The organism is Phenylobacterium sp., from assembly GCF_030651755.1.
Lineage (GTDB): Bacteria > Pseudomonadota > Alphaproteobacteria > Caulobacterales > Caulobacteraceae > Phenylobacterium.
On sequence record NZ_JAUSBZ010000144.1, the window covers coordinates 87,352 to 93,679 of the forward strand.

The following is a 6,328-nucleotide window of genomic DNA, read 5'->3' on the forward strand; positions in this document are numbered from 1 at the left end:
GATTGACTGCGGTGCTACACGAGAGCGCGCGCCGGCTCAAGATGGCCATACCGCCAGCAGCGTTCGCAGCGCCGCGACCAGCGCCAGGGGCTGATCGACCATCACATGATGGTTGGCGTTAGGAATGGCGATCTCGATCATGTCCTTAGGCAGGGGATTGGGCCGGCTGTCCTGGCGCCTCGCGATCACCTGCGATTCTTCCCCATGGATGTGGGCGACGGGCACCTGGACCTTAGGCGGGCCTTCGGTGACCAGGGCGTTCATGGCGCTGCGGTCGAGCTTGTTCCACATGGCCGGGTCGAACATCCAGGTCCAGCCTTCGCCGGACCCGTCCTCCAGCGGCGCCCGTTTCAGGGAGCGGCGGGCGATGAAATCGGCGACGAACAGGTGTCCGGCGGCCTGGGGGGGCATGAAGCGGAAGCGGGCAAGCGCCTGTTCCAGATTCGCATAGACCCGCTTGGGACGGTCGGTGGTGGGGATGTTGCGCACCTGCTCCATGCGGCGCTCCATCTCCTCGCGCTCCTTGGGCGGCGGGCCGCCAAAGCCGGTGTCGACCAGCACGGCGGCGTGCATGCGCTCAGGATAGCGGCTGGCGGCGTAGAAGACCTGGGAGCCGCCGAAGGAGTGGCCGATATAGACCGGCTTGCGGCCGCCGTCATAGAGACCCGTCGCCTTCGCCACCGCCTCGGCGTCCTCGGCGAAGTCCTGGAAGGCGTAGCTCTCCCGCCAGTCCGAAGCGCCCATGCCGGCCAGGGACATCGACGCCACCCGGTAGTCCTCAGCCAGATAGGGGGCGATGAAGCTCCACCAGTCGGCATGGGCGCTGTTGCCATGGACCAGCAGCAGGCCGGGCTTGCCCACCTCGCCCCAGGTCAGCACCTCGATCTGGGTGCCGAGCGAGGTGACGAAGCCGCGCTGGGGCTCTTTGGCGATGGCCGCCTCGAACCAGGCCGGGGCCGGCGGCTTCTCGCCCTTAAAGGGGGCCAGCGGCGCCTGAATTTCCGGCGGCAGTTCGCCGGGCTTGGTGGGGACTGGCCGGTCGTCCTCGAACTCGGCGGCGGCCACGGCGGGGGGGGTCTTGCTCTGGTCGGTCATGGGGTCAGGCCTGCCGCGCCTGGCGGTCGCCCGGCTTTCGTTTGATGTGGCGCATCCCCTTGAAGACGCCGGTGCCGGTCATCAGCATGCGTTCGCCGCACCAGATCTTGCCGCGCACCGTGAAGACGTCGTCCTGTTCCGAGATGATTTCGCTGCCGCCCTCGACCCAGTCGCCCATCTGGGCGCCGGAGAGGAAGTCGGTGGTCAGTCGCACCGTGACCCAGCCGATCTCCCGCTGGTTGGAGATCACCCGGCCCCAGGCCATGTCGGCGAAGCTCATCAGCATGCCGCCGTGGCAGTTGTTCATGCCGTTGGCGTGATGCTCCTCCACCCGGAAGGCCATGATCTCGTTATTGGCCTCGTCCCGCTTCGAATAGAAGGGGCCGACCGTGCGGCCAAAGCCGCGCTGCCAGAGGTTGATCACATAGCCGTCCGGTACGACGGCGGTCTGGACGGGGGTCAGATCATCGGACATGCCTTGCTGACTAACGCCCGTTTGAAAAATGACAAGGCTTGAGACGCGATTAGGTCCGTGGCTTGCGGCTCAGGGCGCAAGCGTGTGGGCTGCAAGTTCAGTCTCGCCCGAAAGCGTCACGGTCTGGGCGTCGGACCGCAGGCTGACCGCCACCGCCCCGCCGTCGATCCGCCAGCCGGGCAGGGCCACGTCATAGGCCGCCAGCAGCCGGGGATCGGCGGTGATCTCCACCTCCCGCCGCTCGCCCGCCGCAAGGGCCACTCGCGCCCAGCCGATGAGCCGCAGGCCGGCGATCCCGTCGGCGCCCTTGATGACGGCGTAGAGCTGGGGCGTATCGACGCCGGCGCGATCGCCCACATTGGCGACGGTGAACCGCGCCCGCACTGTCTCACCGCCCTCCAGGGTCAGGCCCTCATGGGCGAAGGCGGTGTAGGAAAGCCCGAAGCCGAAGGGAAACAGGGGCGCGGTCCCCTGGCGATCAAACCAGCGATAGCCCACCGCCGCGCCCTCGGGATGGGCCACCGAGAACCGACCCTTGTGCTGCTGCACATTGGGATAGGAGGTGGGGATGGTCCGCCCCTCCTCGGGCGGGCCAAAAATCATGCCGGGGATTTCAGGCCGCGCCAGATCATCCACAGAGCGAGGAAAGCTGATCGGCAGGCGGCCTGAAGGCTCAGCCTCGCCGTAGAGCAGCCGGGCGATGGCCTCGCCACCGCGGGCGCCGGGATACCAGGCCTGGAGGACCGCGGCGGCGTCATCGAGCCAGGGCATGCTGACCGGGCCGCCCGTCTCCAGCACCACCACGGTCTTCTCATTGGCCGAGGCGATGGCGGTGATCAGGGTGTGCTGGTCCCCAGGCAGGGCGAGGGTCGGGACGTCCTCGGCCTCTGTCGTCCATTGTTCGGCGAAGACGATGGCCACATCGGCCTGGGCGGCGATAGCCATGGCGGCGGCGAGATCCTGGCCGTCGGCATAGCACACCATGGACGCCCGGGCGCCGATGGCCGTCAGGGGCGCGGAGGGGTGATAGGTGACCTGGGAAAAGGCCGAGGAGGGGCCGATCGTCACCGGGATTTCGAGCGCCGCCCCGCCGACTGGAATCACCTGTGACGAACCACCGCCTGACAGGACGCCCACATCGGCATGTCCACCGATCACCGCCACCTTGAGGCTAGGCGCCAGGGGCAGCAGGCCCTGGTTCTTCAGCAGGACGGTCCCGGCCTCCGCGGCGGCCTGGGCCACCTCCGCATGGGCCTCATAGTCGATCTCTTCGCGTTCCGGGGGCCGGTCAAAGGCGCCGTGGGCGATCAGGCTGCGCAGGATGCGGCGGACCATGTCGGTCAGTCGCTCGAAGGAAACCTCCCCCTCCTGAACGGCGGTCTTCAGAGGGTCCCCGAAATAGACCTGCTTATCCAGTTGTTCGCCGGACTCCTGGTCGAGGCCGCCCAGCGCGGCCTTGGCGGTGGAGTGGCAGCCGCCCCAGTCGGACATCACCCAGCCGGGATAGGCCCAGTCGCCTTTCAGCACCCGGTTCAACAGGAAGTCATTCTCGCCGCACCAGTCGCCGTTCAGGCGGTTATAGGCGCTCATCACCGAGCCGGGCCGACCCCGCTCGATGCCGATCTGGAAGGCCAGAAGATCGCTTTCGCGCAAATGCCCCTCATCGATCTGCACGTCCACCACGTGGCGGCAGGTCTCCTGATCGTTGATCGCGAAGTGCTTGATCGTGCAGACGATGTCGTTGGACTGCGCCCCGGCGATGGCTTCGCCCACCAGCACGCCGGCCAGCAGCGGGTCTTCGCCGAGATATTCAAAGTTGCGGCCGCAGCGGGGGTCGCGCGTCAGGTTCACGCCGCCGCCGAGCAGGATGTTGAACCCCTTGGCCCGGGCCTCGGCGCCGACCATGGCCCCGGCTTGGCGGGCGAGGTCGGGATCCCAGGCAGAGGCGAGGGCCAGGCCCGACGGCAGGGCGGTGGCGCCGTCGCCCTTGCGCACCTTGCGGGGATTGGCCACGCCTAGGCTGGCGTCCGTCGCGTTCTGGGGCGGAATCCCCAGCCGCGCAACGCCGGGCACGTAGCCAGCGCCCCGCGCCGCATCGGCCGGCGGCGTATCCAGCAGATTGGGCATCGGGCCGTGGACCAGGCCGATCATCTCGTCCAGGGTCAGCTGCGCGATCAGCAGGTCAGCCCGCTCGTCGGGCGAGCGGGCAGGGTCCATCCACGGCCGGGACTCGGCTTGGCTCATCTTCTGGTTCCTCCCCACACGCGGGTCTTCCCGTCGCGCTGCTTGAGCCCCTTGGGGGGTCGAAGGCCGAGGCCTCAGACCAGGGCTTCGAACTCGTCCACCAGGCGCTCCATCTGGGTCATGCCCGCCGCCCAGAAGGCCTTTTCCCGCGGGTTGAGGCCAAACGGCGCCAGGGCCTCCACATAGGTGCGCGAGCCGCCGGCCGACAGCAGGTCCTCATAGAGGGGGGCGAAGCCCTGCGGGTCCTCCCGCCGCTTTTCCATCAGGCCCCGCACCAGCAAGTCGCCGAAGGCGTAGGCATAGACATAGAAGGGCGCGTGGACGAAGTGGCTGACATAGGCCCAGTAATGCTCGTAGCCGGGATTCAGCTTGATGGCCGGCCCCAGGCTCTCGCCCATCACCTCCATCCAGATGGTCGAAATCTCCTCGGTGGAGACCTCGCCCTGCAGGCGGGCGGCGTGGAAGCGGGTTTCGAACTTGTGGAAGGCGATCTGCCGGACCACCGAGTTCAGGCCGTCCTCGATCTTGCCGGCCAGCAGGCCGCGCCGCTCATCGTCGGTGGCGCTGGCCATCAGACGCTCGAACACCAGGCCCTCGCCGAAGATGGAGGCGGTCTCGGCGAGCGTCAGGGGCGTATCGGCCAGAAGGGTGCCGAGGGGCGCGCACAGGGTCTGATGGACTGCATGGCCGAGCTCGTGGGCCAGGGTGAGCACGTCGCGGCGCTCGCCCATATAGTTCATGAACACAAACGGGTGTCGGTCGGCGCTGACCGGATGGGAATAGGCGCCTGACTGCTTGCCGGCCCGCGGCCGGGCGTCGATCCAGGGCTGGGCGAAAAAGGTCTGGGCGGTGTCGGCGAAGCGGGGCGCCAGGGCGGCGAAGGACTCCAGCACCATCTCCTGGGCCTGGGGCCAGCTATAGGTCCGGGGGGGCGCCGCATCGAGGGGGGCGTTGCGGTCCCAATAGTCCAGGCTCTTGCGGCCCATGACCTTGGCCTTGAGGGCGTAATAGCGATGGCTGACGGCCGGATAGGCCTCGGTCACCGCCTCCACCAAGGCCTCGACGGCGTCGGCGTCCACCTCGTTGGCCAGGTGGCGGGAGGCCGCTGGGCTCGGGTATTTCCGCCAGCGGTCGTCCACCTGCTTTTCGTAGGCCAGGGTGTTCAGACACAGGGCGAGAGTCGAGGTCCGCGCCTCCAGGGCCTTGGCCAGACCCTGGCCGGCCTGTTTGCGGCGGGCGCCGTCCGGGTCCGAGAGGCGGTTGAGGGTTTCGGGCAGGGTCAGGGTCTCAGACCCCACCTTGGCGGTCAGCTTGGCCAGGGTCTCGTCATAGAGGCGCATCCAGTTGGCCACGCCAGGCCCTCTGTCGATCATCAGCCGCTCGAGATCGGCGCTCAGTTCGTGGGGACGCGACAGGCGCACCCGCCGCAGCCAGGGCAGCCAGCGCGCCGCCGGGGCGTGGGCGGCCAGGGCGGCCTCCACCTCAGCCTCGTCCAGCTCATTGATTTCCAGGGTGAAGAACAGGGTCTCGGCGCCGATCTGGGCGGCCTTGCTGCGGAAGTCAGCCTCGAACTTCGCCCAGGCCGGATTATCCCTGGCCGTGCTGGCCGACAGGGAGGCATAGGCGCCGACCCCGTAGAGGGCGTTGGTCCCCACCTCATAGAGGGCGATCGTCTCATCCAGACGCTGGCCTAGGACCCCGGGCTCGCCCCGGGCGGCGACCAGTTGGCCCTTGTACTTGAGCAGATCGGCGGCGGCCTTTCGGGCCTTGTCGAGGTCGGCCTCAATGGCCGGATCGGTGCGATCGGCATAGAGGTCGTCAAGACGCCATTCGGGCAGGGTGTCGGTCTTCAGCGGTGCGTTCATGGGATCGATCTAAGCACGTCAGAGCGCCGCCGCCACCTCCCCACCGACGAAGAATCGACCGCCTGCGGGGAGGTGGGGCTCAAGGTCTCAGGGCGCTGGCCTTGGCTTGCGGGCCTCGGACAGCACATAGGCGCGGATGTTCTCGGCCTCGACCTCCGAGAGGTAACGCGAGAAGCCTGCCATGCCCCTGGAGGCCAGGGCGCCATGGAGAACCACCGAGGACCAGTTCTCGTCTGACAGCAGGATGGGCGAGCGCTTCAAGTCGGGCAGATAACGACCCGAGGCGTTGGACCCGTGGCAGACCTGACAATATTGCTGGAAGCTCTCAAAGCCGGCCTTGGCGTTTCCGCGCGAGGCTACGTCGGTCAGGTCGAGGGGCGCGACCTCTGGCAGATCATAGGCCGGCGCTGTGGCGGTTCCCCCAAGCTTGAAGACCAGCAATCGCCCGGGCAGGCGCGACCGGTCGGGCAGAAAGGCGGGCGAGGACAGGGCGCCTGCGCCGCCATAGCCGACCATCAGGGCCACATACTGCTCGCCATTGATCTCGTAGGTCGAGGGCGGGGCGATCACCCCATTCACCGTCTCATAGGACCACAGCTTGGCGCCGGTGGCCGCATCATAGGCCGAGAAGGTCCCCTCGGCGGCGCCC

The 6,328-nt window shown here is 68.0% G+C and carries 5 protein-coding genes; all 5 read right to left on the minus strand.

Going from position 1 to position 6,328, the window contains the following annotated elements:
* Nucleotides 1-36 precede the first annotated feature (36 nt).
* The gene (locus tag Q7V15_RS13985; RefSeq protein WP_304756325.1) at nt 37-1,095 is read right to left on the minus strand and encodes an alpha/beta fold hydrolase; all 1,059 of its coding nucleotides are present in this window, start codon (nt 1,093-1,095) and stop codon (nt 37-39) included.
* 4 nt (nt 1,096-1,099) lie between these two features.
* The gene (locus Q7V15_RS13990; protein ID WP_304756326.1) at nt 1,100-1,570 is read right to left on the minus strand and encodes a PaaI family thioesterase; all 471 of its coding nucleotides are present in this window, start codon (nt 1,568-1,570) and stop codon (nt 1,100-1,102) included.
* A gap of 69 nt (nt 1,571-1,639) precedes the next feature.
* Complete coding sequence (locus Q7V15_RS13995) at nt 1,640-3,814, minus strand: beta-glucosidase (RefSeq protein ID WP_304756328.1); 2,175 nt, start codon at nt 3,812-3,814, stop codon at nt 1,640-1,642.
* 74 nt (nt 3,815-3,888) lie between these two features.
* On the minus strand, nt 3,889-5,679 hold the full coding sequence (locus Q7V15_RS14000; protein WP_304756329.1) for a M3 family oligoendopeptidase: 1,791 nt from the start codon (nt 5,677-5,679) through the stop codon (nt 3,889-3,891).
* 87 nt (nt 5,680-5,766) lie between these two features.
* A partial coding sequence (locus Q7V15_RS14005) for a c-type cytochrome (protein ID WP_304756330.1) occupies nt 5,767-6,328 on the minus strand: 562 nt, incomplete at its 5' end.